26 protein-coding genes are annotated in these 26,359 nt (G+C 67.6%); 9 read left to right on the top strand and 17 right to left on the bottom strand.

Annotation, left to right across the window (positions count from 1 at the left end; genetic code table 11):
• Window positions 1-57: 57 nt before the first annotated feature.
• The 3 genes from AC07VH_RS01910 to AC07VH_RS01900 form a co-directional block, all read right to left on the bottom strand.
• Entirely contained in the window at window positions 58-258 is a 201-nt protein-coding gene (locus AC07VH_RS01910) for a Sec-independent protein translocase family protein (protein ID WP_230515844.1), read from the bottom strand.
• Window positions 259-399: 141 nt separating this feature from the next.
• A complete protein-coding gene (locus AC07VH_RS01905) occupies window positions 400-867 on the bottom strand; it encodes a MepB family protein (protein ID WP_494786583.1) in 468 nt (155 codons plus the stop codon).
• Window positions 864-1,097, bottom strand: coding sequence for a hypothetical protein (locus AC07VH_RS01900; protein ID WP_489627432.1), 234 nt, complete (start codon window positions 1,095-1,097; stop codon window positions 864-866). Before AC07VH_RS01900 ends, AC07VH_RS01905 begins: the two co-directional genes overlap by 4 nt.
• Before the next feature lie 97 nt (window positions 1,098-1,194).
• On the opposite strand from AC07VH_RS01900, the gene AC07VH_RS01895 reads away from it, so the two are divergent.
• Window positions 1,195-1,557, top strand: a complete 363-nt coding sequence (locus AC07VH_RS01895; protein WP_489627433.1) for a TfoX/Sxy family protein — start codon at window positions 1,195-1,197, stop codon at window positions 1,555-1,557.
• On the opposite strand, the gene AC07VH_RS01890 is transcribed toward AC07VH_RS01895, so the two are convergent.
• The 7 genes from AC07VH_RS01890 to AC07VH_RS01860 all read right to left on the bottom strand — a co-directional run bounded on the left by AC07VH_RS01890 (window position 1,546) and on the right by AC07VH_RS01860 (window position 11,312).
• Complete coding sequence (locus tag AC07VH_RS01890; protein ID WP_489627434.1) at window positions 1,546-2,550, bottom strand: 2-hydroxyacid dehydrogenase; 1,005 nt, start codon at window positions 2,548-2,550, stop codon at window positions 1,546-1,548. The two genes, AC07VH_RS01895 and AC07VH_RS01890, sit on opposite strands and share 12 nt — an antisense overlap.
• 86 nt (window positions 2,551-2,636) lie before the next feature.
• Window positions 2,637-3,830, bottom strand: a complete 1,194-nt coding sequence (locus AC07VH_RS01885) for a hypothetical protein (RefSeq protein ID WP_494786582.1) — start codon at window positions 3,828-3,830, stop codon at window positions 2,637-2,639.
• A gap of 44 nt (window positions 3,831-3,874) precedes the next feature.
• On the bottom strand, window positions 3,875-5,065 hold the full coding sequence (locus AC07VH_RS01880; protein WP_494786581.1) for a hypothetical protein: 1,191 nt from the start codon (window positions 5,063-5,065) through the stop codon (window positions 3,875-3,877).
• A 2-nt stretch (window positions 5,066-5,067) separates the two neighbouring features.
• On the bottom strand, window positions 5,068-6,642 hold the full coding sequence (locus AC07VH_RS01875; protein ID WP_494786580.1) for an MBOAT family O-acyltransferase: 1,575 nt from the start codon (window positions 6,640-6,642) through the stop codon (window positions 5,068-5,070).
• Window positions 6,632-7,705 (bottom strand): glycosyltransferase family 4 protein, encoded by a 1,074-nt coding sequence (locus tag AC07VH_RS01870; RefSeq protein WP_494786579.1) that lies wholly within the window; start codon window positions 7,703-7,705, stop codon window positions 6,632-6,634. Before AC07VH_RS01870 ends, AC07VH_RS01875 begins: the two co-directional genes overlap by 11 nt.
• 37 nt (window positions 7,706-7,742) lie before the next feature.
• The gene (locus AC07VH_RS01865) at window positions 7,743-9,212 is read right to left on the bottom strand and encodes a lipopolysaccharide biosynthesis protein (protein ID WP_494786578.1); all 1,470 of its coding nucleotides are present in this window, start codon (window positions 9,210-9,212) and stop codon (window positions 7,743-7,745) included.
• A 15-nt stretch (window positions 9,213-9,227) separates the two neighbouring features.
• Complete coding sequence (locus tag AC07VH_RS01860) at window positions 9,228-11,312, bottom strand: glycosyltransferase (protein WP_494786577.1); 2,085 nt, start codon at window positions 11,310-11,312, stop codon at window positions 9,228-9,230.
• 138 nt (window positions 11,313-11,450) lie between these two features.
• Here AC07VH_RS01860 and AC07VH_RS01855 point away from each other — a divergent pair, with 138 nt between their 5' ends.
• Window positions 11,451-12,749: a putative O-glycosylation ligase, exosortase A system-associated gene (locus tag AC07VH_RS01855; RefSeq protein WP_494786576.1), complete on the top strand. Its 1,299-nt coding sequence runs from the start codon at window positions 11,451-11,453 to the stop codon at window positions 12,747-12,749.
• Complete coding sequence (locus AC07VH_RS01850) at window positions 12,746-13,681, top strand: polysaccharide deacetylase family protein (RefSeq protein ID WP_494786575.1); 936 nt, start codon at window positions 12,746-12,748, stop codon at window positions 13,679-13,681. Before AC07VH_RS01855 ends, AC07VH_RS01850 begins: the two co-directional genes overlap by 4 nt.
• On the opposite strand, the gene AC07VH_RS01845 is transcribed toward AC07VH_RS01850, so the two are convergent.
• Genes AC07VH_RS01845 through AC07VH_RS01835 form a run of 3 tightly spaced genes read right to left on the bottom strand, consistent with a single transcriptional unit; the run spans window position 13,590 to window position 18,399 of the window.
• The gene (locus tag AC07VH_RS01845; RefSeq protein ID WP_494786574.1) at window positions 13,590-15,536 is read right to left on the bottom strand and encodes an asparagine synthetase B family protein; all 1,947 of its coding nucleotides are present in this window, start codon (window positions 15,534-15,536) and stop codon (window positions 13,590-13,592) included. The two genes, AC07VH_RS01850 and AC07VH_RS01845, sit on opposite strands and share 92 nt — an antisense overlap.
• Entirely contained in the window at window positions 15,533-16,792 is a 1,260-nt protein-coding gene (locus tag AC07VH_RS01840) for a pyridoxal-dependent decarboxylase, exosortase A system-associated (RefSeq protein ID WP_494786573.1), read from the bottom strand. Before AC07VH_RS01840 ends, AC07VH_RS01845 begins: the two co-directional genes overlap by 4 nt.
• Complete coding sequence (locus tag AC07VH_RS01835; protein WP_494786572.1) at window positions 16,789-18,399, bottom strand: acyl-CoA ligase (AMP-forming), exosortase A system-associated; 1,611 nt, start codon at window positions 18,397-18,399, stop codon at window positions 16,789-16,791. Before AC07VH_RS01835 ends, AC07VH_RS01840 begins: the two co-directional genes overlap by 4 nt.
• 208 nt (window positions 18,400-18,607) lie before the next feature.
• On the opposite strand from AC07VH_RS01835, the gene AC07VH_RS01830 reads away from it, so the two are divergent.
• From AC07VH_RS01830 to AC07VH_RS01805, 6 genes are read left to right on the top strand one after another with little or no spacing between them, the layout of a single operon-like run.
• Window positions 18,608-19,375: a GNAT family N-acetyltransferase gene (locus tag AC07VH_RS01830; RefSeq protein WP_494786571.1), complete on the top strand. Its 768-nt coding sequence runs from the start codon at window positions 18,608-18,610 to the stop codon at window positions 19,373-19,375.
• Complete coding sequence (locus tag AC07VH_RS01825) at window positions 19,354-19,599, top strand: acyl carrier protein (RefSeq protein WP_475416353.1); 246 nt, start codon at window positions 19,354-19,356, stop codon at window positions 19,597-19,599. The genes AC07VH_RS01830 and AC07VH_RS01825 overlap by 22 nt, the downstream gene beginning before the upstream one ends.
• On the top strand, window positions 19,596-20,453 hold the full coding sequence (locus tag AC07VH_RS01820; RefSeq protein WP_494786570.1) for a hydrolase 2, exosortase A system-associated: 858 nt from the start codon (window positions 19,596-19,598) through the stop codon (window positions 20,451-20,453). The genes AC07VH_RS01825 and AC07VH_RS01820 overlap by 4 nt, the downstream gene beginning before the upstream one ends.
• Entirely contained in the window at window positions 20,450-21,337 is an 888-nt protein-coding gene (locus tag AC07VH_RS01815) for a hydrolase 1, exosortase A system-associated (protein ID WP_494786569.1), read from the top strand. The genes AC07VH_RS01820 and AC07VH_RS01815 overlap by 4 nt, the downstream gene beginning before the upstream one ends.
• Window positions 21,331-22,632, top strand: a complete 1,302-nt coding sequence (locus AC07VH_RS01810; RefSeq protein ID WP_494786568.1) for a glycosyltransferase — start codon at window positions 21,331-21,333, stop codon at window positions 22,630-22,632. Before AC07VH_RS01815 ends, AC07VH_RS01810 begins: the two co-directional genes overlap by 7 nt.
• Window positions 22,629-23,327: an ABC transporter permease gene (locus tag AC07VH_RS01805; protein ID WP_475416357.1), complete on the top strand. Its 699-nt coding sequence runs from the start codon at window positions 22,629-22,631 to the stop codon at window positions 23,325-23,327. Before AC07VH_RS01810 ends, AC07VH_RS01805 begins: the two co-directional genes overlap by 4 nt.
• On the opposite strand, the gene AC07VH_RS01800 is transcribed toward AC07VH_RS01805, so the two are convergent.
• The 4 genes from AC07VH_RS01800 to AC07VH_RS01785 all read right to left on the bottom strand — a co-directional run bounded on the left by AC07VH_RS01800 (window position 23,314) and on the right by AC07VH_RS01785 (window position 26,347).
• Window positions 23,314-24,051, bottom strand: coding sequence for a hypothetical protein (locus AC07VH_RS01800; protein WP_494786567.1), 738 nt, complete (start codon window positions 24,049-24,051; stop codon window positions 23,314-23,316). The genes AC07VH_RS01805 and AC07VH_RS01800 overlap by 14 nt on opposite strands.
• Window positions 24,052-24,067: 16 nt before the next feature.
• The gene (locus AC07VH_RS01795) at window positions 24,068-24,514 is read right to left on the bottom strand and encodes a DUF6678 family protein (RefSeq protein ID WP_494786566.1); all 447 of its coding nucleotides are present in this window, start codon (window positions 24,512-24,514) and stop codon (window positions 24,068-24,070) included.
• Window positions 24,514-25,743 carry a formate-dependent phosphoribosylglycinamide formyltransferase gene (purT, locus tag AC07VH_RS01790; RefSeq protein WP_494786565.1) on the bottom strand — a complete coding sequence of 410 codons (1,230 nt, stop codon included), beginning with the start codon at window positions 25,741-25,743 and terminating at the stop codon, window positions 24,514-24,516. The genes AC07VH_RS01795 and purT overlap by 1 nt, the downstream gene beginning before the upstream one ends.
• A 106-nt stretch (window positions 25,744-25,849) precedes the next feature.
• Window positions 25,850-26,347 carry a VOC family protein gene (locus tag AC07VH_RS01785; RefSeq protein WP_475416361.1) on the bottom strand — a complete coding sequence of 166 codons (498 nt, stop codon included), beginning with the start codon at window positions 26,345-26,347 and terminating at the stop codon, window positions 25,850-25,852.
• Window positions 26,348-26,359 lie beyond the last annotated feature (12 nt).

Below are 26,359 nucleotides of genomic sequence, written 5' to 3'. Positions count from 1 at the left end.
TCGAGATCGATTTCTCATATGCACGGGGCCATAGCGCAGGCCTGACAAATAATCACATTACTTCTCGTTGCGTACCTTAGCAGGCCATTCGATCAGTGCAAATGCCCACAGGGCAAAAAAACCGACGACTGGAATGAATGACAACAAACTCCACCAGCCAGAAAACCCAGCCTTGGAGACGATCTTCCAAGCGGGAAAAATAGCGGTGAACATAATTACCAAAACAATCAGCCAATGCCAGATACTGAGGCTACCCATCTTTTTCTCCCAGATGATTCAAAAAAATGACAGTGCTGGCTGCCATAACGTTGCAAGACTATACAGATAAATTCCACGCGGAAACTATCCAATAGTTGCAAACTGGCTGCCGCCGGGATTGATTTGCCTGAAAACTGACATTTAGAGAGCCGGCTCCAGCAGCCACCCCAGCCGCACCTGATCCCCCGCCGCCACAAACCACTCCCCCTGCCACCGCTGCGTGCGCTGCGCCTGCGGCGCTTCCGGCGCGCACCAGGGCGGATACACGCGCAGCGCGCGCTTGCCGCCCTGGCCGGCGCGGGACATCACGCCCCGTTCGGCCAGCACGCTGCGCGGCAAAATGAAGAAGCCGTGCTGCGCACCGTCAGTGACGGCGATGATGACGGCATCGACGGGGTCCGCTTCGTCCAGCGGGGCGATCTCGGCGTCGGGATGGGGGCGCTTCCAGACGGTGACAAACTGGCCGGTTTTCGTCGGCGTCGTTTTCGCCACGCGCAAGACCAGGCGCTTGCCGCGCAGCTCGGCGCGGCAGGCGCCGTATTCCGCGCTTTCCGCTTCCGGCACGGGCGCTTGCGGCAAGCCCAGGAAAGCCCAGGGACTGGCCCTCATTGCGCGCTGAACTCGGCCGCTGCCTTGGCCGCCCACAGCGCCTCGGCATGGCTGGCGAACGGGCTGTCGTAGCCGTCGATGTTGCCGTCCTCGTCGACAAAATACAGCCACCAGCCGTCAGCCTGCTCGCGGATAGCCGTCTGGCCGGCCGCGCAGTGGGCAGCGACGTCCTGGCCTGCCGCCAGTGTGGTGATGGTGATGCTGTGGTGAATAATATGCTGGGGTGTCATGGAGAGTACGTCATGTAAAAAAATCAATGGCCGTAGTGTAGCCGCACCGCCCAGTCCTGGCCAGTGCGCTACACTATTCCTTCATACGGAGGACGACATGGCATCACAGCAAGGCACGGTGGATTTTTTGCTCGACCAGATGGCGGGCGCGGGCGGCATCAGCGCAAAGAAAATGTTTGGCGAGTATGGGCTGTATTGCGACGGCAAGATGTTCGCCATCGTCGCCGACGACATGCTCTTCATCAAGCCGACGGACGCGGGCCGCGCCTGGATCGGCGCGCAGGGTCCGCTGCAGGAAGCGCCGCCCTATCCGCAAGCCAAGCCGTATTTCCTCATCGATGGCGGGCTGTGGGACGAGCGCGACTGGTTGTCCCAGCTGGCACGGCGCACGGCCGATGCCTTGCCGCAGCCGAAACCCAAGCCGCCGCCCAAGCCCAAGAAACCGGCTTCAAGCAGCTAGTACGCTGTTCTCGCACGCCTTGCCCTGGCGGAAGCATTGCAGGTTGTGGTAGGTGATGGCGGCGATTTCGCGCAACGCCTCGATGGTGAAGAAGCCCTGGTGGCCCGTCACCAGCACGTTGGGGAAGGTCATCAGGCGCTGGAAGACGTCGTCGTCGATGATGTCGGACGAGCGGTCCTGGAAGAACAGATTACTTTCCTGTTCGTACACGTCGATGGCCAATGAGCCCAGCTGGCGCGATTTCAGCGCCTCGATGACGGCGCCCGTGTCGATCAGGCCGCCGCGCGAGGTGTTCACCAGCATGGCGCCCTGCTTCATCAGCGGCAGAGTCGCTGCGCTGATCATGTGGCGCGTGCTGTCCATCAGGGGGCAATGCAGGGAGACGATGTCGGACTCGGCCAGCAGGCGCGGCAGTTCCACCATCGTGCCCAGCTCCCCGAACGCGGGCGCCGGATACGGGTCGTGGCCCAGCACCGTGCAGCCGAAACCCTTGAAGATGCGCGCCGTGGCCAGGCCGATCTTGCCCGTGCCGACGATGCCCACGGTCTTGCCGTGCAAGGTGGCGCCCAGCAAGCCGTCGAGCGAGAAATTGCCTTCGCGCACGCGGGCGTAGGCGCGGTGAGTGTGGCGGTTCAGCGTCTGCACCAGGGCCAAGGTGTATTCGGCCACGGCTTCCGGCGAGTAGGCGGGCACGCGGGCGACGAACAGACCCAGGCGTTTCGCCGCTTCCAGGTCGAGGTTGTTGTAGCCGGCGCAGCGCAGCAGGATGGCGCGCACGCCGTAGCCGTGCAAGGCTTGCAACACGGGCGCGTCGAGCACGTCGTTGACGAAGACGCAGACGGCCTCGGCGCCTTGCGCCAGCACCACGGTTTCCTGGCTCAGCAAGGCGCTGTGGTAGACCAGTTCGATGCCGGCAGGGTCGGGCTGGGATGGCAAGGCTTCATCGAAGAAACGGCGGTCGTAGGGCTGGCTGGCGAAGAAGGCGATTTTCATGGGGCGTCCTGGAACTTGCTGAATGGCAAAACATCATCATAGCGCAAGCGCCCTGCCCCACGGCGTCCGCCTGGCAGCTTGGTCGCCTATTTGGGTTCGCGGGGCAAGGTCAGCACGTGGCGCAGGTAGGCCGTTTCTTCGGGGTGCTGGACGTGGTAGCGCGCGCGCGCGGCCCGCGTGGCCGCCTGGTGGGCCGCGATGCTTGCCGGCGTCAGCTCGACGCCAAAGTCCGCCGGCGGCGGCAACTCGCCGCCGAACAGGCGCGCCAGGATGAGATGGCCCACATTGTCGCGGTAGTGCGACGCTTCCCAGTAATAGCGCATTTCGCGCATGCCCGTCACCTGCGGGATCGGCTCGCTGGTAACGCTGTTGAAGCCGGAAAAATCGTACAGGCGCACATCGCAGCCCTGCTGGCGGTAGCGCCCCGCCATCTGCGCCAGATCGCGCTGCCACTGTTCCATGGCGGCCCACTTGCCGCGCCAGTACAGGGCGTCGAGCGTGAGCGCATGCGTGGGATTGATGTACAGGCGCAAGCGCGTGCCGCCCTGGCACAGCTTGCCGACGCTGGCATCGAAAGCCTGCAGCGCGGGTACGGTCGGACCCAGGCCGTCGCCGAATTCCTGCAACCGCGGCGTGAACGCGCGCGCCGTGCCCGTCCAAGTACGGTTGCGGCTGGTAAGGCAGGACTCGTCGCGCTGGCCGTGCAACGCCAGGCTGGACAGGCAGACGCCGTCATAGCTGCCGCTGAGGATGCGCCAGGTATCGCGCGTCATGTCCACCGTCAGGCCGCGCTTGATGTTGAGCAAGGCGCGCCGCGCAAAAAACGCGGGGCCGCCCTCCGTCAAGCCCGGCTCCACGCCGGCCGAACCCAGTTCCAGGGAAAACGAGGGCGCGTCGATGCCCCACACCATCGTATCGACATGGCTGACCCTGGCCGCATGCTCGGCCAGGTGGATGGCTTCGCCGATCGAGGCGCCCGAGACGGCGCTGTTGAAGACGCTCTTGCCATCGAACAAAGTACGCATGCTGTTCACCGGCAAACCCATTTCCGTGCGCGAATTGCCGATGTAGACGACGGCGGGCCGGTAGCGCGCCACGGCATACGTCTTGCCCCACACGCTGAGTTTTTCCGTCGTCGGCCGCAATCGCTGCAGCAGCGGGCTGTCCCACTGGTGCAGCAAGTACGGATCGACGCGGTAATTCACGGCGGAGATCAGGGCCAGCGCGGCCAGCGCGCAGGCAAAGAAGATGGCGAGGTAGCGGCGGGCGGTGGTATCCATGGTCAGCATTGGAAGTGGAGAAATGACGTATGCGGGGCCTTGCATCAACGCCGGATCAGCGGCCCGTCCAGCACCTGCTGCGTATAGGCCGCCTCGCGCGCGTGTTCCACGCGATAGCGGTCGCGCGCGGCGCGCATGGCCGCCTGGTGCGCGTCGACGTTGGCCGGCGTCAGCTCCACGCCGAAATCGGCGGGCGCCGGCGGGCCGCCGCCGAACAGGCGCGCCAGGATCAGGCGGCCCACATTGTCCCGGTAATGCGACACTTCCCAGTAATAATGCATGTCGGGCTTGCCGCTGACGAGCGGGGTCGCTTCCGTCGTGATGCTGTTAAAGCCGGAAAAATCAACCAGGCGCACGTCGCAGCCCTGCTGGCGGTGGCGTTCGGCGATATTCACCAGTCCCCGCTGCCAGGCCTGCATGGCATCCCACTTGCCGCGCCAGTGCAGCGCGTACAAGGTCAGCGCGTGCGTGGGGTTGATGTACAGGCGCAGGCGCAGGCCAGCGCGGCACAGCTTGCCGATGCTGGCGTCGAGCGCCAATGTCGAGGGCGGCGTCGGCCCCAGGCCATCGCCGAATTCCTGCAGCCGCACGGGAATGGCGTCCTTCGTGCCGAGCCAGTGCGCGATGCCCTTGCGGGTGCACGTCTCGTCGCGCTGCCCGTACACGGCCAGATTGGAGCGGCAGGTATCGCCGGCATTGCCGGTGAGGATGCGCACGCTGTCCTGCGTCATGTCCACCGTCAGGCCGCGCTTCAGGTTGACCAGGGCGCGCCGGACGAAAAAGCCGTGCCCGGCGCCCGTCAGGCTGTCTTCCACGCGCGCCGCCCCCATCTCCAGGGAAAAAGTGGGCGCGTCGACACCCCACACCATGGTTTCGACACGGCTGACCCTGGCAGCATGCTCGGCCAGGCGGATGGCGTCGCCGATCGAGGCGCCGGACACCGCGCTGTTGAACACGCGCTTGCCGTCGAACAAGGCGCGCACGCTTGTCGGCAAGCCCATTTCCGTGCGCGAATTGCCGATGTAGATGATGGCCGGCCGGTAGCGCGCCACGGCGTAGGTCTTGGCCCAGGCACCGAGCTTTTCATTGAGCTGGCGCGGGCGCTGCAGCAAGGGGCTGTCCCACTGGTGCAGCAGGTAGGGGTCGACCTGGTAGTTCAGCAACGAGACGGCGCCGAGCGCCAGGCCGACGCAGGCGATGAAGCAGACGAGGTAGCGGCGGGCGGCGGTATCCATGCTCAGAACTGGAAGTAGAGAAATTCGGTGACCCGGTTCATGCCGAAGATGCAGGCGACGAACAGCGCTGCCAGGCCTACGCTCCAGCGGCGCGTGGGCCGCCAGCTGAAGGCCCAGCGCCCGGCGGGCTGAAATATTCTTTCAATGGCAGGCTCGTAGAGAAAGAATATTTCTTGCGTATTCGGCGCCTTGAAGGCCAGCAGCATGGCGCCCAGCAGCACGGGCAAGCCGTAGCCCTCCAGTTCGATCCAGCGGATGCCGCCAAAGGCCGGATGCAGGCCCCACTGCGCCAGGCTGGCGCCGTGGCTGGCCAGGCCGCGCGGCAGGCTCACGCCATTCGCCCCCAGCAGCGCGCCGGAGATGTCCCAGGCCGTGGCCACGTCGGGCGCGCGGAAGAAGACCCAGGCCAGCATGACGGCGAAAAAGGTCAGCGAAGTGGACCACCAAGCGGGCCACCAGCGCGCCCGGACCGCGCCGAACGCACGCTGCCACGCCTGCTGCAGCACCAGGTACAGGCCGTGCAAGCCGCCCCAGATGACGAAGGTCCAGCCGGCGCCATGCCACAAGCCGCCCAGCAGCATGGTCAGCATCAGGTTGCGGTAGCGCATGGCTTCGCCTCGCCGGCTGCCGCCCAAGGGTATGTAAAGATAGTCGCGCAGGAAACGCGACAAGGTCATGTGCCAGCGGCGCCAGAAGTCGGCGATATTGGCCGCCTTGTACGGCGAATTGAAGTTCAGCGGCAATTTCACGCCGAACAGGCGCGACAGGCCGATGGCCATGTCGGAATAGCCGGAAAAATCGAAATACAGCTGGAAGGTGTAGGCCAGCACGCCGATCCACGCCTCGATCAGGGTCGGTTCGGCGCCGGCCGCGAAGACGGGAATGGCCAGCGGCGACAGGTTGTCGGCGATCAGCACCTTCTTGGCCAGGCCGATCGTGAAAATCGACAGGCCGATGGCGAAATTGGCGGCGCGCGGGTGGGCATTGGCCGGGTCGGCGAACTGCGGCATCATGTCGCGGTGGTGCAGCACGGGGCCGGCGATCAGGTGGGGAAAGTAACTGACGAACAGCACGTAATGGATGAAGCGGTATTCGCGCACCTCGCCCCGGTAGCAATCGACGAGGAAGGCGATCTGCGTGAAGGTAAAGAACGAGATGCCGATCGGCAGGATGATGTCGAGGCCGTGCCATGGCAGGCTGGCGGCGTCGGCGCCGGCGGCCACGGCGACGGCATTCACGCTGCCGATGAAGAAATTCGCATATTTATAGTAGGCGAGCAGCCCCAGGTTCAGTGCCAGCGCCGCCACCAGCACGCGCTTGCGGGCCGCGCCCGCGCGCGCGCCGATCAGCCGCCCCGCGCCGTAATTGACGCAGATCGAGGCCAGCAGCAGCGGCAGGTAGCGCACGTCCCACCAGGCATAGAAGAACAGCGAGGCCAGCGCCAGCCAAGTCGCGGGCGCCAGGCGGCGCCAGCTGGTGGACGGGCCGCCGGCGTACGCCCAGCGGTCCAGCAAAAAATAGCCGGCCAGCACGACGGGCAGATAGGCGAACAGGAAGGCGAAGGAGTTAAACAGCATGCTGCCTCCTGGCTGGCAAGGACTGCGCCTGGTAGTAACAATCGACGATCTGCGCCGCCACCCGCTCCCACGTAAAGCGTTCCACCAGCGCCTGCACGCGCGCGCGTTCGGGCGGCAGCGCCAGCAGTTCGAGGATGGCCTGGCGCTGCGCGGCGCCGTCGTCCCAGCGCACCTTGCGCAGCGCAAACGCGGAATCGGGCAAGTCCAGCGCGCTTTGCGCCGTCATGACGACGGGCGTGCCGGCCGCCAGCGCTTCGAGCACGCTCAAGGGAAATACCTCGCCCTGGCTGGGCAAGGCCGCCACGGCCGCCGCATGGTAGGCGCTGGCCAGCAGCGGGTCGGCGTGGTCGAGCGCGCCCAGCCAGCTGACGTGCGGCAAGTCCAGCAAATGCTGCAGATATGCCTGCTGTTCGCGCGGCGCGGCGCCGATCAGCACCAGCGGCAAGCCGGCGCCTATCAGCGCCTGGGCCAGCCCCAGCTGGTTTTTATACGGCGAAATGCTGCCCACCATCAGCGCGAACGGCCCGGCGATACCCGTTTCGCGCAGGAACAAATCGCCATTGGCCGTGAAAAAATGCGGGTTGATCCCGTTCGGCAAGACGCGGATGGCGTCGCTCTCCATGCCGAAACCTTGCACGATGGCGTCGCGCTCGGCTTCGCCCAGGGCGATCACCACGTCGGCCAGCTGCAGGGCGCGCCGCGTTTGCGCATAGCTCGTTTGCACCATCCACTCCGTCAATCGCCCCGCCAGGCGGTCTGCCAGCCGCGCGCGCCAGGCGCTGGCGCGGTTCCAGCTGGGCGCCATCAGCGGCGACAGCACCACGGGCACGCCTTGCTCGCTGGCCATTTCCATGATGCGGTAGGTGCCATTGCTCGCTGAAAACACGTGCAGCACGTCGAAATCGGCCAGCCGCTGGTGGTTGGCGTCGACCAGCTGCACTTCCAGCGGGCGCGCCGGCAGCTGGGGCAGCCGGTTCAGCGCGGCGATGGTTTCGCGTACCTGGATCTGCAAGCCGCCGTCGCGCTGGAACAGCATCGGGTAGGACAAGATACCGACACGCATGGTCTTCCTTTCATGGGCCCGCGCCGCTGACAACGGCTCAGTGCGGTGATTTGACGGCCAGCCAGCGGCCGGCCAGCTTGCGTTGCAACAACAAAAATTCGCCGGCCAGTTCATGCTTCACCAGAAACAGACCGGCCAGCCAGCACAGCAAGGTGGCCAGCGCCGTGCCCGTCAACGCCAGCAGCGCCGGCGTGTCGGCAGGCAGCCACAGCAGCGAAGCGATGGGCGCGGCGGCGCTGACGCCGCACAACAGCAAACTCTTGCGCAAAGCGCGCGCCAGGATGCGCCAGTCGAGTGCGCTCAAGCGCCGCAGGCAGCCGTAGCTCATCCAGCTGCGCAGCACGTTGCTGAGCACCACGGCCCAGGCCACCGCCACCAGGCCGAACGGCGCCGCGGCCAGCAGCAGCGCCACTTTGCTTGCGCCCGCCCAGGCATCGAGCCGCACCTGCGCATGCAGCTGGCCCGTCGCCACGAACAGGTAGCGGGCCATGCTGAACATGCTATACACGGCCGAGGACAGGCACATGATGCGGATCAAGGGCACACAGGCTAGCCATTGCGTGCCGTACAACACCTTGACCAGGGGCAAAGCCATGCAGGCGAGGAAGAGAAAGAACGGCCAGGCCAGCGCCGTCATGTAGCTGATCGTGCGCAGATACACGGGTTCCGCCCCGCCCTGCCCCTCACCTTCGCGCGCGCGCGCCGCGAACAGGGGAAACACGACGGGCGAAATGGCGCTGGTGATGGCCTGGTTGAAGATATTGAGCACGCTTTGCGCCTTGCCGAACAGGGCCAGGCTTTCAATGCCGATCAGCTTGCCGATGATGAGGTCCGGCGCCGCCACGCCCGCCTCGTCGACGAGGCCGCCACCCGTCGCATACGCGCCAAAGCTGGCGATGGCCCCCATGCCCCGCCGTCCCGGCAGCCACGGCAATTCGCGCGGCCGCACCAGCAGGCTCACCAGCAGCGAGGCACAGGAACCGGCCAGCGCCGCCCACACCATGCTCATGTAACTGTAGCCCTGCAGCGCCAGCAGCACGGCCACCAGCAGGTTGACCACGCTATTGGCCGCGTTGATGGCGTAGATGGCGCGAAAGCGCAGCTGCCGGCGCAGCATGGGCAAGGTCAAGGCGCTGAACGGGATCAACAGGAAATTGATGGCCAGCAGCCGCAGCACGAGCGTCAGCCGCGGTTCGCCATAGAAATGCGCGAGCGGCGCGCTGGCCAGCAGCACCAGGCCCGCCAGCAGCCAGGCGACGAGCAGGCTGGTGGCCAGCGCGGCCCGCAGTTTCACGGCATCGAGCTGCTTTTCCTGGATCAGGTATTGCCCCACGCCAAAATCGCGCACCACTTGCGCCAGCGCCACCAGCACGGCGCCCAGCGAATACACGCCCACCTCGGCCGGCGTCAGCAGGCGCGACAGCACCATGGTGGCGACGATGCCCAGCAGCAGCACCGTGTATTTTTCGGCAAACGAAAAGAAGAACGAATGGCGGGTGGCGCTCATGCGGACCGCCCGCGCCTACACCAGGCCGGCGTAAAATGCGCGCAGCTGGCGTTCCAGGCGCGGCATCGAATAGCGTTGCACGGTTTCCTCGCGCGCCAGCCGTCCCATGCGGGCGCGCCGGGGCGCATCCAGCAGCAGCTGCGCCACGGCAGCGCAGGCGGCGCGCTCGTCGTCGAGCGGCAGCAGCAGCCCGCCTGCGCTATCGTGCAGGATATCGTGCGTGCCCGGCACGTCCGTGCCCACGGCCGGCACGCCGCAGGCCATCGCTTCGATGGTGGCGATGCCGAAGCCTTCATTCTTACTCAGCAGCACATGCAGGTCGAAGGCCGGCATCAGCAGCTCGACGCGCTGCTGGAAGCCGGCAAACACGACTCTGTGCTGCAAGCCCGTCTGCTGCGCCTGCAGCCGCAGCATGGCTTCCAGCGGTCCCGTCCCGACCAGCACTAAATATAAGTGGGGAAACTGCGGCGCCAGCCTGGCGAACAGGGCCAGCAGCGCTTGCGGGCGCTTTTGCGCGGACAGCCGCGCCACCGAGCCGAGCACGAGCGCTTCCTGCGGCAGCCCCAGCTGTTTGCGTGCCAGCACCCGGCGTTCGGGCGAGACGATAAACGTGTCCGTATCGACGCCGTTGGGAATGACGGCCAGCCGCGTCTGCGGCGCCAGCATGTCGCGGTACAGGTCGAGGAAATGCCGCAGGGCCGACGGCGACACGGCATACACGCCCTTGACGCTGCGGAACGCTTCCTGCAGCCGGGGCCGCTGCCAGGCGCTGAAGGTTTCCAAAGGAAACGCGTTGTGCACGCTGATCACGGCCGGCAGCCGGCATTGCCGGGCCAGCCACAGAATGGATGCGCCATATGCCGTCCAGCAAAATGCCACGTGGACCAGGTCGGGCCGCAGCCGCCGCAGCCGCCAGGCGCCCGTGACCCTGGCGCGCAGCCAGTTCCAGCGGCGCCAGGCCCAGTGTTCGAGGAACAAGGGCGGTTCATACACGCGCACCTGCAGATGCTGCGCGCGCAAGCCTTGCACCCAGGCAGTAAAACCGGGAAAGCGCCGCAGGGCCAGCACGCTGTCATAGCCGCTCGCGCCCAGCAATTTCGCCTCTTGCGCCATGCGCAGCTCCATGCCGCCCAGTTCGCCCGAGTAACTGCTGATGACGACGCGCGGCAGACGTTTACGACGTCCGCGCCACGCTTCATGAAAGAAACCGCGCAGCCAGGCCCGTTCCCACTGGCGCAGGAACAGGTCGGCGTGGTCGCGCCGCAGCCAGGCCCGCGCGGCGCCGAGGGTATCGCGCACGTATCTGCCCAGCATCCAGCGTGGCACGCCCAGCAATTCCACGCTGGGCGCCAGGGTCGCCAGCCGGCACTGGCCCCGGCCGAACAGCATGGCGCGGCGCAATATCCAGGAGCGCCGCACTTGCGGGACGCGGATGATGTGCGCCACCCTCGCCTGCGGACAGAACCAGGAAGGGTTGCCGGCCGCATGCATCTCCAGGTTGAGCCGGGTTTCGCTGCCCATGGCGTAGTTGGCTCCCTGCGGGCCGATGCTTTCGTCATAGCGGGCGCCCGCCTCGAAGATGCGGCGGCGGATCGCCATGTTGGCGCCCCACACCAGGCCAGGATAGATGGGGGCGTCGCGCAGGTCGGGGCTGGTGATGCCCCAAGTTAAACCCACGGGCGTCAGGCGCAGCAGCCAGTCCGCCGGCCGTTCCCGCCAGGCGGGCACGATGGCGCCGCCGAACAGGGCATAGCAGGGGTGGGCGCGCGCGCAGTCCTGCAAGCGGCACAACCAGTCGGGCGCGGGCATGGCGTCGTCGTCGCCAAAGACGAACAGCTCGCTGCCATCGCCGCCCTGGCGCAAGGCGTGCTCGACGGCGTCGTTCAGGGCGGGACTGCGGCCGCGCCGCGCCACGTAGATATAGCTCAAGGGCAAGCGTCCGCGAAAGGCGGCGATCACCCAGGCAGTGGCGTCCGTGCTGCCATTGTCGGCGATGACGAGACGCCAGCCGCCTGCGGGCGGTCGCAAGCCCATGTAGGCGCGCAATACCTGGGGCAAGGTGCCGGCGCCATTGTAGGTCGCCATGAGAACGGTCAACAAGGACATGCCTCCTTGGTCTTACCATGACAAAACTATGTACTCAAGCAGTGTTGATCCAGTGTACTGAGCCTGCCCGCCAGCCCGTTGACCGGTGTCAAGGGCAGGCAAAGCCGGAGCAAACCAGGAGCGTCCCCCTTCATGCGCGACATCTTGATCACCATCATCATCCTGGGTTCGCTGCCCTTCATCCTGAAGTCGCCGGCCATCGGCGGCCTGATGTGGGTCTGGGTCAGCGTGATGAACCCGCACACGCAGGGCTGGGGCTTTGCCACCCACATGCCGTTCGCCTTCATCATCGCCATCGCTACCCTGGTCAGCCTTGCGATGACGCGCGAGCCGAAAAGCCTGCCGCTCACGCCCGTCAGCGTGCTGCTGCTGCTGTTCGTCGCATGGATGAACGTCACGGCGCCGTTCGCCCTGCTGCCGGCCTCGTCGTGGGTGCAGTGGAACAAGGTCATGAAGATCATGCTGATGAGCTTTGTCATCATGATGGTGATACGCACGCGGCGCGACATCGTGCGCCTGATCTGGGTGCTGGTGGGCTCGATCGGCTATTACGGCGTGAAAGGCGGCATCTTCACCATCCGCAGCGGCGGCACGGAGCGCGTCTGGGGGCCGGAAGAAACGTTTATTGGGGATAACAATGCCCTGGCCCTGGCCCTGATCATCACCATCCCCCTCATGTATTACCTGCAGCAAAACACGGAGAAACATCGACGCTGGGTGCGCCATGGCTTGACGGCGGCCATGCTGCTGTCGGCCCTGGCCGCGCTGGGCTCGTATTCGCGCGGCGGCTTGCTGGCCATTGCCGCCATGGGCTTGTTCATGTGGCTGAAAAGCGACCGCAAGCTGGTGCTGGGCGCGCTGCTCGGCGCGGTCGCGCCGCTGCTGCTGGCCTTCATGCCCGAGCGCTGGGCCGACCGCATGGACACCATCAATACCTACCAGGACGATGTGTCCGCCATGGGCCGCCTGAATGCCTGGCGCATGGCCTGGAACCTGGCGCGCGACCGTTTCCTGGGCGGCGGCTTCGACGTGTCCGATGCCTCCATCTTTGCCCGCTATGCGCCCATTCCCTCGGACGTGCATGCGGCGCACAGCATCTATTTCCAGGCCCTGGGCGAACATGGCTTTGTCGGCCTGTTCATCTACCTGGCGCTGGGCATCGCCACCTGGCGCACGGCGGCCGCCATCATCCGCCGCACGCGGGGCCAGCCGGAACTGCGCTGGGCGCATGGCCTGGCCACCATGAGCCAGGCCAGCCTGATCGGCTTTGCCGTGGGCGGCGCCTTCCTCAGCCTGCTGTACTTCGACATGCCGTACTACCTGATGGCCGCCCTGATCGCCACGCGCATCATCGTCGAGCGGCAGGCGCCGGCGCCGACATCGCGCCAGGCCAGGGCCAAGGCCCGGGCCGCCATCGCGGAGCAGCCATGACGGCCAGCCTGTCCATCCTGATCTACCACCGCGTGCTGGCGCGGCCCGACCCGCTGTTTCCCGGCGAGGTGGACGCGCGCTTGTTCGAGCGCCAGCTGCGCCTGCTGAAACGTTTTTATGCGTTGCTGCCCCTGGACGAGGCCGTGCAGCGGCTGCAAGATGGCAACTTGGCGCCGCGCGCCGCCTGCATCACCTTCGACGACGGCTATGCGGACAATGCGCAGGTGGCCCTGCCCCTGCTGCAGCGCCACGGCTTGCCCGCCACGTTTTTTATCGCCACGGACTACCTCGATGGCGGGCAGATGTGGAACGACACGGTGATCGAGGCCGTGCGCCAGGCGACCGCTCCCCAGCTGGACTTGCGGGAACTCGGCCTGGACTGCCTGCCCGTCGCCAGCCTGGCGCAGCGGCAGGCCGCCATCGCCATCTTGCTGGGCCAGCTCAAATACCTGCCATTTGCCCAACGCCAGCAGCTGGCCCTGCAGATCCGCCGCCAGGCGGGCGCCACAGCCGGGCCGCCAGCCATGCTGAGCACGGCGCAGCTGCGCCAGCTGCATGGGGCCGGCATGGGCCTGGGCGCGCACACGGCCAGCCATCCGATCCTGTCCACCCTGCCGGACCATGCCGCGCGGCGCGACATCGCCGACGGCAAGCGCCAGCTGGAAAGTATGATCCAGGCGCCCGTCACCCTGTTTGCGTATCCGAACGGCAAGGCCGGGCGCGACTATGGCACGCCGCACGTGGCGATGGTGCGCAGCCTGGGTTTCCAGGCGGCCGTGGCCACGGACTGGGGCGTGGCGCGCCCCGGCGCGGGTCTCGACCTGCTGCAGCTGCCCCGCTTTACGCCGTGGGATCGAGGACGGCTGGCGTTTCTGTGGCGTTTGCGGCAAAACCGCCGGCAAGCGCGCCCAGCGCCGCCGGGTGCTGGCTGAGCCACTGTTCCAGCATCAGCAGCAGCCACACCATGGTGCCGTGATAGGCCGGGTGTTCCGCCAGCAGGCGCCCCTGTAAATCGTCGATGAAGGCGGGCCGCACGATGCCGCGTCCGCGCAGCTGCGTCAGGTTGTCAAACGCAAACTCGCGCAGCGGCGCATGGCTGTGCAGCCACTGGCCGAAAGGCAGGCCGAAGCCGTGCTTTTTCTTGCGCACGATGGCCGGCGGCAGGATTTCCGCCAGCGCCCGCTTGAAGAAGGGCCGCAGCTGCCTGCCGTCGAGCTTGTCGCGCGGCGCCAGGCGCGACGCGAACGCCACCATCGCGTCGTGCAGGAAGGGAAACGCCGCTTCCACGCCGGCCAGCTCGCACGCCTTGCGCACCTTGAACAGGTCGTTGTCGGCCAGGGTGAAGCGCATGTCCAGCGCCAGCAGCTCATTGATCTGGCTCAAGCCCTGGCCTTGCCGCTCCCAGTACGCGCCATTCACGCAGCCGGGCGCCATGCCGGGGTCGATGGTGTCGATGAAGCCCGCTTCCAGCACCGTGCGGTGGCCATGGCGCAGCAGCAGGTTGTAGCCGTCGAGCCTGGCGGGCAGCGGCAGGCTGGCCTGTTCGATGTAGCGGCGCGCCTTGTCGCCCAGCCGCCACGGCTTGCCCGTGCGTTCGCGGAACAGCAGCGGCTCGATGATGGCCTGGCGCAGCATGACGGGCAAGCGCTCGTACTGCGACAGCAAGGCCTGGTGCGCATAGCGCTCGTTGCCGCCAAATAATTCGTCGCCGCCGTCGCCGCCCAGCAGGCGCGTGATGCCATCCTCGCGCGCCATCTGCGCGCAATAGTATGCGGGAATGGCCGAGGCATTGCCGAAGGGCTGGTCGAAGATGGCCGCCATGGCGGGAATCGCGGCCAGTACGTCGCCAGGCGTCACGTAGCGCTCGTGGTGGATGCTGCCCGCGTGGCTGGCGGCCAGGCGCGCATACGCCATTTCATCGTAGCCGGGCGCGTCGAAACCGATGGAATACGTGCGCGCGGGCCGGCCCGTCACCTGCCCCATGATGGCGGCCAGGGTGGAGCTGTCCGTGCCGCCGCTGAGAAACGCGCCCGTGTCCGCCCCATCCGTGCCCAGGCTGCTTTCCACGGCCTGGCGCAGCAGGCGCAGGAATTCCTGCTTGTTGCCGGCGAAGGTGGCCCGCGTGCGCGCTGCCGGCTCGTGGAAGGCCAGCTGCCAATAGCTGCCCTTGCATTGCTTGCCGCCCCGTACATGCAGGTATTCGCCGGGCAGCAGGCGCTGCTGGCCAAGATAGGCCGTGGCCGGGCCGGGTACCATGTGAAAGTACAGGTAGTGATACAGCGCCTGCGGATCGAGCGCGCCCCGCACGGACGGATGGGCCAGCAAGGCGTCATGCGAGGAGGCAAAGAACAGGCCTTGCGCATTGCTCGCATAGCTGAGCGGATGCATGCCGGCGCGGTCCACGGCCAGCAGGGCCGAGCCGGAAAAAGAGTCGAGGATGGCCAAACTGAACGGCCCGGACAGGCTGGCGCAGGCGGCCACGCCCCGGCTCAGCCACAGGGACCCGAGGCGGCACGCCACGTCGTCGGCCGAACCGTCGAGCATGGGCCGGCCCCAGATGGCCACCTGCAAGCCATCCTGCTGGTACACGTGGCGGCTGCCGTCGATGGCGGCCACGGCCACGCCGCCCACTTCGCTCACGCTGGCGGCCAGGGGCGCGTCGTCGAAGCGCGACAGGGGCGCGGCCATGCCGGCCAGCGCGGTGGATCCGGCGCCATCGGCATCGGCATCGGCGGCGGCCAGGCGAGCAGCCCCGCCCGCCCCCAGCCAGCCGCACAGGCCGCTCATACGAGCACCTCGGCCGGCAGCGGATGGCCGAGAAACGCCGTCGGGCTGGCCGTCAAGCCATACGCGCCCGACTGGAACACCACCACCAGGTCGCCTTCCTCGGCGCGCGCCATCTCCATCTGGTCGGCCAGCAAGTCCAGCGGCGTGCACAGCGGTCCCACGACGGACGCCACTTCGCGCGGCCCGCCATGCAGCCGGTTGCCGATGGCGACCGGGTAATTCTTGCGGATCAGCTGGCCAAAATTACCGGAGGCCGCCAAGTGATGGTGCAAGCCGCCGTCCGTCACTAAAATTACCTGTCCATGCGACACCTTGCGTTCGAGCACCTTGCACACGTACAGGCCTGCCTCCGCCACCAGATAGCGGCCCAGCTCCAGGTTCAGGCGCACGCCCGGCGCCGCCTGGGCCAGCAGATCGAGCTGCCGCTGCAAGCCCGCAGCCACGGGCGCCAGATCCAGGGTCTGGTCGCCGGGAAAATACGGCACGCCGAAGCCGCCGCCGATATTCAGGATGCGCAAGGGCGACGGCGCGCTGTCGGCCAGTTGCAGCGCCAGCTGCACGCTGAGGGCCTGCGCTTCGGCCAGGGCTGGCGCCGACAGGCTTTGCGAACCCGCATACAGGTGAAAGCCGTGGAAATCCAGGCCCAGCTGGCCGATGCGGCCCAGCAGCGCGGGCACCAGGGCCGCGTCGACGCCAAACGGCTGCGCGCCGCCGCCCATGCGCATGCCCGTGCGGCGCAAGGCGAAGTCGGGATTCACCCGCACGGCCACCCGGGCCGTCATGCCCAGCCGTTCGCTGGCCAGCGCCGTCCTTTCCAGCTGGGCGCCCGATTCCACGTTGATCAGCACGCCCGCTGCCACGGCCCGCGCCAGTTCGCCCTCGCTCTTTCCCGGCCCCGCAAAACTGATGCGTTCGGCCGGCATGGGCGTATCGAGCGCCGTGGCCAGTTCGCCGCCCGAGGCCACGTCGATGCCGTCGACCAGGCCCGCCAGCCACTGCACCACGGCCGGCATGGGGTTGGCCTTCATCGCGTAATGCACATGCACGCCGGCGGGCAAGGCGGCGCGCAACTCCGCCACGCGGCGCGTGATGTGCGCCCGTTCATAGGCATAGAACGGCGTGCTGCCCACCCGCTGGGCCAGCCGACGCAAGGACATGCCGCCGACCTGCAGCATGTCGTTTTCCACCGCGAACTGCTGGCCCAGGGCCGCGTGCAACGGTAATTCCGTACTGTTCGATCGGATCAAGTCCTTCATGCCGCATCTCCTGTTTGGACCGCATACGCCTGCGCCAGTTCCCTGGCCAGCAAGCGCCGGTCGATCTTGCCGTTCGGATTGCGCGGCAACACGCCGTCGCGGATTTCCACCCACAGCGGCACCATATAGCTGGGCAGGCGCGCGCGGCAGGCGGCCAGCACGCTGTCGCGCAGCAATTCGACACCGGGCGCGGGCGTGACGAGCAAGGCGATGGCCTGGCCCAGCACGGCATGGGGCAAGCCCAGCGCGGCGGCCTCGCCCACCAGCCCGCTCGCATACGCGACTTCCTCGATCTCGGCCGGACTGACCCGGTAGCCCGAGGTCTTGATCATGTCGTCGCTGCGGCCCACGAAATACAGATAGCCGTCCGCATCGCGGCGCACGGTGTCGCCCGACCAGACGGCCAGTTCCGGCAGCACCAGGCCGCTCGCCTGCGGCGGCAGCGGCTTGAAGCGCTCGGCCGTGCGCGCCGCATCGTTCCAGTAGCCGAGCGCCACCAGCGCGCCGCGGTGCACGAGCTCGCCCGGCTCGTCGGCGTCGCAGACGCTGCCGTCCGGACGCAGCACCAGCACTTCCGCGTTCGGGATCGCCTGTCCGATGGAACCGGGGCGCAACTCCAGCTGTTCCGGCGCCAGATAGGTCGAGCGGAACGCTTCCGTCAAGCCATACATCAGGTAGACCTGCGTGCGCGGCAGCGCCTGGCGCAACCGGTCGAGCGTGGAGCGCTGCATCACGCCGCCAGAATTGGTGATGTAGCGCAAGGGCATGGACAGGGGCCAGCTCAGCTGCGACAGCTGCACCCACAGGGGCGGCACGCCGGCCAGGCCCGTGATGGCTTCCTGCTCGACGGCTTCGACGATATCGCGCAGCAGCAGATAATTCATCAGCACGGCGCAGGCGCCGCTGGCAAACGCCGTCGTCAGCTGGCTCAGGCCGTAGTCAAAGCTGAGCGGCAGCACGCACAGAATCCGGTCCTGCGGCGTGTTGCGCAGATAGCCCGAGACGCTGAGCGCGCCGGCCAGCATGTTGCGGTGCGACAGCACCACGCCTTTCGGGCGCCCCGTGCTGCCCGAGGTATATAAAATGGCGGCCATGTCCATGTCGATCGCCGCATGCGGCCTGGGCGCGGGCGCACCGGCAACGGGCACATTGGCGGGCCCTGCGGTCCACGGCAGCAGGCGGACCTTGCCCAGGCGCGTTTCCGTCTCCCCTTCGCCCGTCAGCAGCACCGTTTGCAAGTCCGGGCAGGCGGCCAGCGCGGGTGCCAGCTGCGCCAGGCGTTCGCGCGACGTGACGAGGATGGTCACGTTGCAGTCGGCCAGGATGTACGCCACCTGGTCCGGCTTGAGCAAGGGATTGACGGGCACGAACACGCCGCCGGCCGCCGCCGCGCCAAACATGGCGCTGACGTTTTCCGGGCGTTTTTCCAGGTACACGGCCACGCGCGCGCCGCGCTGCAAGCCCAGGGTCAGCAAGGCGCAGGCCGTCTCGCGCACGGATTGCGCCAGCGCGGCATAGCTTGTTTCCTCGCCCTGCCACGACAGGGCCGGCGCGTGGGGCGCCCGCTGCGCCGTGTCGAAGATCAGATCGTGTATCAGTGTCGCCATCGTTTCATCCCGGGTTGTCATGATTGCCATGCCTTCCCCTATGATTCAGACAAACGGGCGCGGCAGTGTTGATTTTTATCAAGTAAGCACCTCTCCCGCCGGACGGCGGCCCATCAGGCGTAATGCTTGAGGCCGCACAACATCGGCCACTGGCCGCTGCGTTCTAATGGACAGCGTTGGCTGCATAGCCGCCCCCTCCTTGACCGCCATGGCCAGCCTCGCCCATTTCCTCTATTTTTCCCGCTTGCAAGGGCTTGCCGACAGCCTGCGCCAGCTGGGCTGGCGCGACAGCGCCTGGCTGGCCGTGGCGCGGCTGCTGGAACGCGTGCCGGGCGGGCGCTGCGCGCTGCACCGTTACCAGTTCGTCGCGCAGGCCGTGGCGCCCGGCTCGCTGTGCAGGGGGCGCGGCCAGTCGATCACGGTGATGCCCTGTCTGGCGGAGGCGGACTTGCCGCCCGGCCCCGAACGCCGCCCGGGCGTGCTGGCCGAACGCTACCGGCAAGGCGCGCAATGCCTGGTGGCCCGCGCGGGCAATGACGGCATGGCCGGCTGGATCTGGCTGCTGCGCCACGGCTGCCAGGAAGACGAGGTGCGCGCCCGCTATGCGCTGGCCTCAAACCAGTCGTCATGGGACCTGGACGTGTGGGTGCATCCCGGCCAGCGCGGCGGACTGGTCTTCGCCCGCCTGTGGGAAGAAGCCAACGCCGTGCTGCACGCGCAGGGCGTGCGCTGGTCGTGCAGCCGCATCTCGCGCTTCAACCGCGCCTCGCTGGGCGCCCACGCGCGCCTGGGCACGCACGCGCTGGGCACGGCCACCTTTCTCCGCTGCGGACGCTGGCAATGGATGGCCGCCAGCCTGCCGCCGTATCTGCACCTGTCGCGCCGCCCGGACGACATTCCCTGCCTGGCCTTCGATACGTCGTCCCTGCCGCACTACCCTTCCCTGGAGCTGACATGCCGCATCTTGAAGCAGTAAAACGCATCCTCGACACCACCTTGGGCTTGAACGGGCGCGCGCTGGAAGCCCGCACGCCGCTGCTGGGCAGCGTGCCGGAACTCGATTCGATGGCCGTGATCGGCGTGATCGCCGCGCTGGAAGAGCATTTCGGCATCATCGTCGCCGACGACGACATCCACGCGCGCCACTTCGCCACCGTCGGCACCCTGCACGATTTCGTGTCCACAAAGCTGCGGCCATGAACAGCGCCGCCATCGACGCCCTGCCGCTGCTGCCCTTCTTCCTGCCGGCCAGCGGCGGCCAGCGCTACTGCCTGCTGCACCTGCCGCCGCCGGGCCGCGGCGCGCGCGGCGGCATCGTCTACGTGCATCCATTTGCCGAGGAACTCAATAAAAGCCGCCACGTGGCCGCGGCGCAGGCGCGCGCCTTTGCCGCCGCCGGCTACAGCGTGCTGCAGATCGACCTGTACGGCTGCGGCGACAGCAGCGGCGACTTCGGCGACGCGCGCTGGGACATCTGGCACAACGACCTGCACCTGGCTTGCGCGTGGCTGGCGCAGCGCGTCGACGGCCCGTTGACCGTCTGGGGCTTGCGCCTGGGCGCCCTGCTGGCCCTCGATTTCGCCAGCCGCGCGCCGCTGCCGCTGGCGCGTCTGCTGCTGTGGCAACCGGAACCCGATGGACGGCGCGTCATCGACCGCTTCCTGCGCCTGCGCCTGGCGGCGGGCATGCTGGCCGGCGGCACGCGGGAGGCGCCGGGCGATGCCCGCGCCGCACTGGCGCAAGGCGAGTCCGTGGAAGTGGCCGGCTACCTGCTGGCGCCGGAACTGGCGCACGCCATCGATGGCATCAGCGCTGCCGCCCTGCTGCCGTCCGTTCCCGTCTACTGGCTCGATTACCGGGGAGCGGAACAGGCAGCCGCACCCTTGCCGCCACTGGCGCGCGAATGGCGCGAACACGGCGCCGCCGTGCACGTGGCCAGCTTCGGCGACGGCCCGTTCTGGCACAGCGGCGAGCTGCTGGCGTGTCCGCAACTGCTGCACGCCACGCGGGCGCTGTGCCGCGACTGGCTCGACGAGGAAAGGACGCCGCCATGAAACGCGACAGCAGTCAGCAGCACCTCGCGGCGCACGCCGTGCGCGAACTGGCCCTGCGCTTTCGCAGCGCGGCGGAAGACGGCGAGGCGCAGGCGCATATGGTCGGCATCCTCAGCCTGCCCGCCGCGCCCGGCCCGCGCGGCGTGTTGATCGTCACGGGAGGGCCGCAGTACCGGATCGGCAGCCACCGCCAGTTCGTCCTGCTGGCCCGCGCCCTGGCCGCGCAAGGCTGGCCCGTGCTGCGTTTCGACCTGCGCGGCATGGGCGACAGCGAAGGTCGCCCGCGCGACTACCGCGCCGCCGGTCCCGACATCGCCGGCGCGCTGGCGCAATTCTTCGACGCTGTGCCATCCTTGCGCGAAGTGGCGCTGTGGGGCTTGTGCGACGGCGCCACGGCGGCCGCCTGCCATGCGCCGTGCGATGCGCGCGTCCATGCCCTGGTGCTGCTCAACCCGTGGGTGCGCAGCAGCGCCGGCCTGGCGCGCGCCACCTTGCGCCATTATTATTTGCCGCGCCTGCTGCAAGGCGCGTTCTGGCGCAAGCTGGCTGGCGGCGGACTGCAGCTGGGCGCCAGCCTGGCGTCGCTGCGGCAGGTGGCGGCCGCCACGCAGGAGCAGGCAACGCCAGACGACGATGCGCCCGCGCCGGCCTTGCTGCGGTCGCTGGCGCAATTCCAGGGCAAGGTGCTCTTGATCCTCAGCGGCGACGACCTCGGCGCGCGCGAGTGGCAAGCGCTGCTCGCTGGCGACCCGGCCTGGCGCGGCGTGGCCGCCCGCGCGCAATGGACGCAGGCGCGGGTCGAGGGCGCCAACCATACGTTCGCCAGCGCCGCCTGGCGCGGCGCAGTGGAAGAGCTGTGCGCACGCTGGCTGCAGTCATGCTAGACGCCAGTCCGAACGCGGCCCGACTGAACGCGGCCCGACCAAAACGGGTGCTGATGGTCGCCTACCATTTTCCGCCGCTGGCCGGCGGCAGCGGCATTTTGCGCACCCTGGGCTTCGCCCGTCATTTGCCCGCCTGCGGCTGGCAGCCGCTGGTGCTCAGTCCCAGCCCTGTCGCGTATGCGCAAAAAGGAACGTCGCAGCTGGCGCAGATCGGGGAGCGCGCCACCGTGCGGCGCACCCTGGCGCTGGACGCGGCGCGCCATTTGTCCATCGCCGGACGCTATCCGCGCTGCCTGGCCTTGCCCGACCGCTGGAGTTCCTGGTGGCTGAGCGCCGTGCCGGCCGGCCTGCGCATGATCCGCGAGTACCGCCCGGACGCCATCTGGTCCACGTATCCGATCGCCACGGCGCACCTGATCGCGCTGACCCTGCAAAAACTCAGCGGCCTGCCGTGGATCGCCGACCAGCGCGACCCCATGCTGGACGACAGCGACCCGCTGGCGCCGTATCCGTCCGAGCCGCGCCTGCACCGCATGCATGCGTGGATCGAACAGCGCATCGCGGCGCGCGGCGCGGCCATCGTCTGCACCACGCCGGGCGCCATCGACGCGCACCGGCGGCGCCTGGCGCAGGTGGGTCGCGAGCGTTTCCACCTGATCGAAAATGGCTACGATGAAGACGGCTACCCGGACAGCCCTGCGCGCACGGGACACGGCGGCCGCTTTCTGCTGCTGCACAGCGGCGTGATCTACCCGTCCGAGCGCGACCCGCAAGCGCTGTTCGAGGCGCTGGCCCGGCTGCGCCGCGACGGCGTGCTGCATGCGCGCAATTTCCAGCTGGTGCTGCGCGCCACGGGCCACGATGCGTGGCTGGCGGGCCTGCTGGCGAAGTACGGCATCGGGGACCTGGTCAGCCTGGAACCGTTGCAGCCGCACGGCGCGGCGCTGCGGGAAATGCTGGCCGCCGACGGCCTGCTGCTGCTGCAGGCGGCCAACTGCAACGGGCAGATTCCCGCCAAGCTGTATGAATACCTGCGCTGCCGCCGGCCCATCCTCGCGCTGACGGACGTGGCGGGCGACAGCGCGGCCAAGCTGCGCCACTGCGGCATCGACACCATCGGCCAGCTGGCCTCGAGCGGCGATTGCGCGCGCGCGCTGCTGCGCTTCCTGGAACTGGCGCACCAGGGCCGCGCGCCGCTGGCCAGCCCCACGGCCATCGCCCTGGAATCGCGGCAAGCCCGCAGCAACGCCCTGGCCGAGGTGCTGGACCAGGTCAGCCACAGGAGAACAGCATGAAGCATCCGATACTCGCCTGCACCCTGGCCGCCTGCTGCGGCATGACGGCGGCCGCATGCCCGCCCTACGTCAAGGGCACCACGGGCGGCGACTATACGAGCGCGGAAGACCGCGAGGGCCTGTCCGTCGTCGAGCAATTCCATTTTTCGCGCGCAGTGGAAACGCTCACGCAAGGCATGACGACCAGCGTGGGCGGCGACATCAGCTACACCCTGGAGCACTTCCCGAACCACCACCGGGCGCTGGCCTCGATGGCGAAACTGGGTTTGCGCCTGAAAAGCGCGCAGCCGCCCGGCGCCCGCTACACGATCAGCTGCTTTTTCGAGCGCGCCATCGCCTTCGCGCCGCACGACGTGACGGCGCGCATGGTGTATGGCAGCTACCTGCTGGCCACGGGCCAGGATGGGGCGGCGCTGGAACAGCTGGACGCGGCCAGCCGCCTGGCGCCCGAGCAGGCTACCATCCAGTACAACCTGGGCCTGATGTACGTGAAAAAGAAGGAATACGAGAAGGCCAGCGCGCACGCGCAAAAAGCGTATGCGCTGGGCTTTCCCCTGCCGGGCCTGAAGAACAAGCTGAAGGCGGCGGGCAAGTGGAAGGAACCGCCGCCCGCGCCGGCCGCCGTTGAGGCGAAGGAAGCACCGAAAGCAGAAGAACCGGCCGTGCCGCCGGCCGAAGATCCTAGCGGGGAATGAGGGCTGGCCGGCTGGCCACGCTCAGGTGACCCGTCGGCGAGGCGGCCAGCGCGGCGGCCAGGTCGCGCCGCGCTTGCGCCTTGTCTTCGGCACCGCCGATGTGCGCCAGTTCGGCCGGCTGCAGCACGGTGACGGTGAGCAGCAGCACTTCGCCATACGGCGTGGCGAACGCCGGAGGAAGCGTGGCCGCTCCCTGGGCCAGCAGCACGCCCACCTGTTCGTCCTCGTCTTCGAGGCCTGCCGGCGCATCCCGCACGTCCAGCACCATCGACACGCTGCCGTGGCGCTGCACCAGCAAATCGATGGAACCGTGGTCGGCCACGTTCTGGCTGACCTGGTAGATCACGTCGAACAGCCACGATGCCTGCACGGGATCGCCGTCGAAGGCGGACAGCGGCGCCTCGATACACACTTCCAGCAGGTGGCCGCGCGGCACGAACACGTCGTCGTCATCCTCGAACGGATCGCTCAAGCCGTCGCTGGCGATGAGGATGGAATCGGCACGGCGGATCACGCGCCAGGCCTGGCGCAGCGATGGCCAGCGCGGACCGCCCATGAAGGCGGGGTTGACCAGCGGCGCCAGCACGTCGGCATCTACGCTGCCCAGGGTGGCATAAAAGGCGTCGCGCGCGGCGCAGGCCGTTGCCAGCATCTGCGCGCCCGCCTCCTTGCCGACGACGGCGTCGTCCGGTTGCGGTACTTGCGGGATAACGTTTTCAGGCATGAGAATACTCCTTGAATTAGTCGGCGGGAGGAAAATCGTGATAGGAACGGGGCAGATAGCCCCAGATGCGCGCGACCCGGTCGCGCACCTCGAAATCGAAACCGATGCGTTGGAGCTCCGGCACGATCCACACGCCATGGTCGATGATTTTCTTCGGCAGCAGCATGGCCACGTGTTCTTCCGAGTACAGGCTGATGTCGAACCATTCCACGCCCATGAACGGAAACGGCGGATGGTAATCCCATTCCGTGTCCCAGCGCGACACGTAGCCGCTGACGGAACCATAGCGGTACGACGGCGCCCAGTCGGTGCGCCCGCGCATGAAGGCCAGCAGCTCGTTCCACTTGCAGTCGTTGGCGGCGCCGGCCAGGTTGCGCCGCGCGATGTGGCCGCGCAGCTTGCGCTTGATGTCGTCGCCGCCGGCGTCGGCCAGCGGCAGGCTGGCGTGCGCCGCCAGGGCCATCAGCGCGCCACCGGCTTGACTTTCGACGCGGCCAGCACGGCCCGTTCGCGCGCCGTGTCGATATCGCCGGCCGTTGCCAGCGCCACGCCCATGCGGCGGCGGGCGAACGATTCCGGCTTGCCGAACAGGCGCAGGTCGGCGCCCGGCACGCTCAAGGCGTCGGCCACGCCTTCGAAGGCGATGCCTTTCGCTTCCAGCTGGCCGTAGATGACGGCCGAGGCGCCGGGCGAGCGCAGCGCCACGTTGACGGGTAGACCCAGGATGGCTTTCGCGTGCAGCTCGAATTCGCTCTGCACCTGGCTGGCCATGGTGACCATGCCCGTGTCGTGCGGACGGGGGCTCACTTCCGAGAACCACACCATGTCGTCCTTGACGAACAGCTCCACGCCGAATAGGCCCAGGCCGCCCAGGTTGTCCGTCACCTTGCGGGCGATCTCGCGCGAACGCTCGAGAGCCAGCGGCGCCATGCGCGCCGGCTGCCACGATTCCACGTAGTCGCCGTGCACCTGCAAGTGGCCGATCGGTTCGCAGAACTGCGTCTCGATCTGTCCCGAGGCGCCCACGGCGCGCACTGTCAGCAGGGTGATTTCGTAGTCGAAGTCGATGAAACCCTCGACGATGACGCGGCCCGTATCGACGCGGCTGCCGCTGGCCGCATACGCCCACGCCGCCTCCACGTCAGCGGCGCCATCCAGTTTGGACTGACCCTTGCCCGACGAGGACATCACGGGTTTCACCACGCACGGGAAGCCGATCTCCTGGCAAGCGGCCTGCAACTCCTGCAGGCTGCTGGCGAAGCGGTAGGGAGAAGTCGCCACGCCGAGCGTTTCGGCGGCCAGGGTGCGGATGCCTTCGCGGTTCATCGTCAGCACGGCCGCGCGCGCATTCGGGATGCACGTGATCTGGCCCGCCGCTTCCAGCGCCGCCAGGGTCTCGGTGGCGATGGCTTCGATTTCCGGCACGATCAGGTCCGGCTTTTCCAGGTCGATCAGGGCGGCCAGCGCCACGCCGTCGCTCATGTCGATCACGTGCGAGCGGTGCGCCACGGGGTGGCCCGGCGCGTTCGGATAGCGGTCGACGGCGATCACTTCCACGCCCAGGCGCTGCAGCGCGATGATCACTTCCTTGCCCAGTTCGCCGGAACCCAGCAGCATGACCTTGATGGCGGTGGAAGACAATGGCGTGCCGAAGGTGCGGGGCGCGATGGTGTTGCTGGTGCTGATAGTCATGGGCAGGGTCAATCTGGCAATGGAAAGATGGCCGGAACTATAGCAAATGCCGGCCATCTTGGACAGGGCGCGCCGCTGGCGTGCGCCCCCTGCCCCGCGTGGCAGGCTAGCCCGCGTACGCGCGCTTGATCTCGTCGATGTCGATCTTCTTCATGCCCATCATGGCCTTCATCACGCGCTGGGCCTTGACGGGGTCGGGATCGCCCAGCAGCTTGACCATGATGGTGGGCACGATTTGCCACGATACCCCGAACTGGTCCTTGAGCCAGCTGCATTGCTGCGCTTCCGGCGGCCCGCCCCGGGACAGCAGATTCCAGTAGTGGTCAACCTCGTCCTGGGTTTCGCAATTGACCTGGAACGAGATCGCTTCGGAAAACTGGAACAGGGGGCCGCCGTTCAAGCCCGTAAACGTCTGGCCATCGAGCTCGAAGGCCACCGTCAGCACGCTGCCCGGCTCCTGGCCGTGGATTTCCTTGCCCTCCTCGCCGTAGCGCAGGATCTGGCCGATCTTGGAATTGGGAAATATTTCCGTATAAAACCGGGCCGCCGCCTCGGCGTTGCCGTTGAACCATAAACATGGGGTAATCTTTTGTACGCTGTGCATGATGTCTCCCTT

It is taken from the genome of Janthinobacterium sp. GW821-FHT03C10 (genome assembly GCF_059420865.1).
Note: the sequence above shows the minus strand (reverse complement) of the source record. Positions and strands in the feature narration are given on the sequence as shown.

Bases quoted from the DNA above. Each gene is read 5' to 3' on its own strand.
- AC07VH_RS01910 (WP_230515844.1), bottom strand. From the start codon at position 258: ATGGGTAGCCTCAGTATCTGGCATTGGCTGATTGTTTTGGTAATTATG.
- AC07VH_RS01905 (WP_494786583.1), bottom strand. From the start codon at position 867: ATGAGGGCCAGTCCCTGGGCTTTCCTGGGCTTGCCGCAAGCGCCCGTG.
- AC07VH_RS01900 (WP_489627432.1), bottom strand. From the start codon at position 1,097: ATGACACCCCAGCATATTATTCACCACAGCATCACCATCACCACACTG.
- AC07VH_RS01895 (WP_489627433.1), top strand. From the start codon at position 1,195: ATGGCATCACAGCAAGGCACGGTGGATTTTTTGCTCGACCAGATGGCG.
- AC07VH_RS01890 (WP_489627434.1), bottom strand. From the start codon at position 2,550: ATGAAAATCGCCTTCTTCGCCAGCCAGCCCTACGACCGCCGTTTCTTC.
- AC07VH_RS01885 (WP_494786582.1), bottom strand. From the start codon at position 3,830: ATGGATACCACCGCCCGCCGCTACCTCGCCATCTTCTTTGCCTGCGCG.
- AC07VH_RS01880 (WP_494786581.1), bottom strand. From the start codon at position 5,065: ATGGATACCGCCGCCCGCCGCTACCTCGTCTGCTTCATCGCCTGCGTC.
- AC07VH_RS01875 (WP_494786580.1), bottom strand. From the start codon at position 6,642: ATGCTGTTTAACTCCTTCGCCTTCCTGTTCGCCTATCTGCCCGTCGTG.
- AC07VH_RS01870 (WP_494786579.1), bottom strand. From the start codon at position 7,705: ATGCGTGTCGGTATCTTGTCCTACCCGATGCTGTTCCAGCGCGACGGC.
- AC07VH_RS01865 (WP_494786578.1), bottom strand. From the start codon at position 9,212: ATGAGCGCCACCCGCCATTCGTTCTTCTTTTCGTTTGCCGAAAAATAC.
- AC07VH_RS01855 (WP_494786576.1), top strand. From the start codon at position 11,451: ATGCGCGACATCTTGATCACCATCATCATCCTGGGTTCGCTGCCCTTC.
- AC07VH_RS01850 (WP_494786575.1), top strand. From the start codon at position 12,746: ATGACGGCCAGCCTGTCCATCCTGATCTACCACCGCGTGCTGGCGCGG.
- AC07VH_RS01845 (WP_494786574.1), bottom strand. From the start codon at position 15,536: ATGAGCGGCCTGTGCGGCTGGCTGGGGGCGGGCGGGGCTGCTCGCCTG.
- AC07VH_RS01840 (WP_494786573.1), bottom strand. From the start codon at position 16,792: ATGAAGGACTTGATCCGATCGAACAGTACGGAATTACCGTTGCACGCG.
- AC07VH_RS01835 (WP_494786572.1), bottom strand. From the start codon at position 18,399: ATGGCGACACTGATACACGATCTGATCTTCGACACGGCGCAGCGGGCG.
- AC07VH_RS01830 (WP_494786571.1), top strand. From the start codon at position 18,608: ATGGCCAGCCTCGCCCATTTCCTCTATTTTTCCCGCTTGCAAGGGCTT.
- AC07VH_RS01825 (WP_475416353.1), top strand. From the start codon at position 19,354: ATGCCGCATCTTGAAGCAGTAAAACGCATCCTCGACACCACCTTGGGC.
- AC07VH_RS01820 (WP_494786570.1), top strand. From the start codon at position 19,596: ATGAACAGCGCCGCCATCGACGCCCTGCCGCTGCTGCCCTTCTTCCTG.
- AC07VH_RS01815 (WP_494786569.1), top strand. From the start codon at position 20,450: ATGAAACGCGACAGCAGTCAGCAGCACCTCGCGGCGCACGCCGTGCGC.
- AC07VH_RS01810 (WP_494786568.1), top strand. From the start codon at position 21,331: ATGCTAGACGCCAGTCCGAACGCGGCCCGACTGAACGCGGCCCGACCA.
- AC07VH_RS01805 (WP_475416357.1), top strand. From the start codon at position 22,629: ATGAAGCATCCGATACTCGCCTGCACCCTGGCCGCCTGCTGCGGCATG.
- AC07VH_RS01800 (WP_494786567.1), bottom strand. From the start codon at position 24,051: ATGCCTGAAAACGTTATCCCGCAAGTACCGCAACCGGACGACGCCGTC.
- AC07VH_RS01795 (WP_494786566.1), bottom strand. From the start codon at position 24,514: ATGGCCCTGGCGGCGCACGCCAGCCTGCCGCTGGCCGACGCCGGCGGC.
- purT (WP_494786565.1), bottom strand. From the start codon at position 25,743: ATGACTATCAGCACCAGCAACACCATCGCGCCCCGCACCTTCGGCACG.
- AC07VH_RS01785 (WP_475416361.1), bottom strand. From the start codon at position 26,347: ATGCACAGCGTACAAAAGATTACCCCATGTTTATGGTTCAACGGCAAC.